At 68.8% G+C, this 1,939-nt stretch carries 3 protein-coding genes; all 3 read right to left on the bottom strand.

Features of this window, described 5'->3' with window-relative positions:
* Positions 1-21: 21 nt before the first annotated feature.
* Positions 22-372, bottom strand: a complete 351-nt coding sequence (locus BN903_RS02215; RefSeq protein ID WP_048076199.1) for a cupin domain-containing protein — start codon at positions 370-372, stop codon at positions 22-24.
* Positions 369-1,157, bottom strand: a complete 789-nt coding sequence (locus BN903_RS02210) for an SDR family oxidoreductase (RefSeq protein ID WP_048076198.1) — start codon at positions 1,155-1,157, stop codon at positions 369-371. The genes BN903_RS02215 and BN903_RS02210 overlap by 4 nt, the downstream gene beginning before the upstream one ends.
* A 130-nt stretch (positions 1,158-1,287) precedes the next feature.
* Positions 1,288-1,939, bottom strand: a 652-nt coding sequence (locus BN903_RS02205) for a mechanosensitive ion channel family protein (RefSeq protein ID WP_048076197.1), incomplete at its 5' end; no start/stop codon positions are given.

Below are 1,939 nucleotides of genomic sequence, written 5' to 3'. Positions count from 1 at the left end.
ACTCCTCCGTTCACGGTCGGATCACTCCTCGCGGTCGGTCCAGAAGTCGAACGAGCGCCCGGGCGCGAACACGTCGAGCCCGACCGCCCGCTCGTCGCCGGTGTTCTCCACGCGGTGCGGCTCGTTCGCTTCGAGGTGGACGGAGTCGTTGGATCCGAGCGTCGCCTCGTCGCCGTCGTCGGTCACGACCGTCAGTTCGCCCTCCAGGCACAGACACACCTGTTCGTTCTCGTGGTCGTGGAGCGGCGAGGAGTGGCCCGGCGGCTTCTCGAACCACTCGAACGAGAAGCGGTCGCTGCCCGCCATCGCCACGCGACGCCACCCCGCATCCGGCTCGTACGTCTCGGCCTCGTCGAAGCGGACCGCTCTCATAGGTTCGCGCCGGTCGCGCCGCCGTCGATCGGGAGCGCGGTGCCGTTGATGAACCCGGACTTCGGCGACGAGAGGAACGCGACGGTGTTCCCTAGCTCCATCGGGTCGCCGATGCGTTCGAGGGGGTTGCCGGCCCACTCGGCGAGGCCCTCCTCGTAGGAGTCGTACTCGCCGCGATCGACGGCGTCGTTCACCAGCTCGCGGATCCGCGACGTCTCGTGTGGGCCGGGCAACACGGCGTTGGCCCGGATCGCCGGCGCGAACTCCTTCGAGAGGGTCTTCTCTAACCCGATGACGCCCATGCGGACCGAGTTGGACAACACGAGGCTGTCGAGCGCCTCCTTCACGCTCCGGGAGGTGACGTTCACGATGGTGCCGCCGTCGCCCTCGCGGAGGTGCGGCTCGGCCTCGCGCGCGAGCCGGACGACGCTCATCACGAGCAGCTCGTACGCCTCCTCCCAGTCCTCGTCGTCGGTCTCCAAGAACGCCCCGGAGGGGGGACCGCCCGCGCTCGTGACGAGGTGGTCGAGCCCGCCGAACTCGTCGACGGTCGCCTCCACGAGCGCGGTCACGTCGTCCGGGTCGGTGAGATCGCCGGGCTGGGCGACGACCTCGCCCTCGGCGACCGACTCGATCTCCGCCTTCGCCTCGGCCAGCCGGTCCTCGTCGCGGCCGTTGATCACGACGTCGACGCCCTCACGCGCGAGCGCGGTCGCCGACGCCTTCCCGAGTCCGCTCGACGACGCCGTGACGAGCGCCGCGTTCCCCGCTATCTCAAGGTCCATACGATCGCAGTGTGCGGTTACCGTGGAAAGCGTTTCCCCGGAGGCAATCCGCCGCCGGGAGGGTTCGGAGACGCTCCGCAGCCGGCGAGATCCGGGCCGGTCCCGCCGCGGCCGCACCTCCGATCGCGGCTCACCGGCTCCGGCTCACCGGGAACGCGACGCGGTCCGGGTTGTCGTTGAACCGCTCTAATATCCGCTCGTACAGCCGATTCTTCACGCGCTGGCCGCGCCGCGGATGGGTGAGATACCGAACCCTGAGTTCGACCCACGACTCCTGTTGGCGGACGTTGACCGTCGGCCCGTCGTGGACCTCCAGCTCGACTGGGGTCTCCGCGAGCGCCTCGCGGTAGGCGGCGATGCCGTCGGCCATGTCCCGACCGAGCAGCTCCGTCGTCTCCTCTATCATCACCTCGCGCGCGAACTCCAGATCGGTCTCGTAGGCGACCTGAACGGGCACCTCGTTCCAGACGTACGGCGACCCGCCGCCGCCGAAGTTGACGACGTTCGACGAGAGGACGACGCTGTTCGGGACGGTCACCACCCGCCCGGAGGGCTGGTTCGTCGTCACCAGTTCGCCGTTGATCTCCCACAGCGTCGTCACGAGGAAGTCGACCCCGATCACGTCGCCTTTCGCGTCGTCGATCTTGACTCGGTCGCCGACGCCGAACGGCTGCTTGACCGCGATGTACACCCACGCGATCAGCGACAGGAGCGGCTGTTGGAGCGCGAAGGTGATCGCGAACCCGATCACGCCGAGCGAGAAGAGCAGTCCGAGCCAGTTC

The sequence above is a fragment of the Halorubrum sp. AJ67 genome, from assembly GCF_000513435.1.
Note: the sequence above shows the minus strand (reverse complement) of the source record. Positions and strands in the feature narration are given on the sequence as shown.

What these genes read in the sequence shown, in the direction of transcription:
- BN903_RS02215 (WP_048076199.1), bottom strand. Translation starts at nt 372, where the DNA reads ATGAGAGCGGTCCGCTTCGACGAGGCCGAGACGTACGAGCCGGATGCG.
- BN903_RS02210 (WP_048076198.1), bottom strand. Translation starts at nt 1,157, where the DNA reads ATGGACCTTGAGATAGCGGGGAACGCGGCGCTCGTCACGGCGTCGTCG.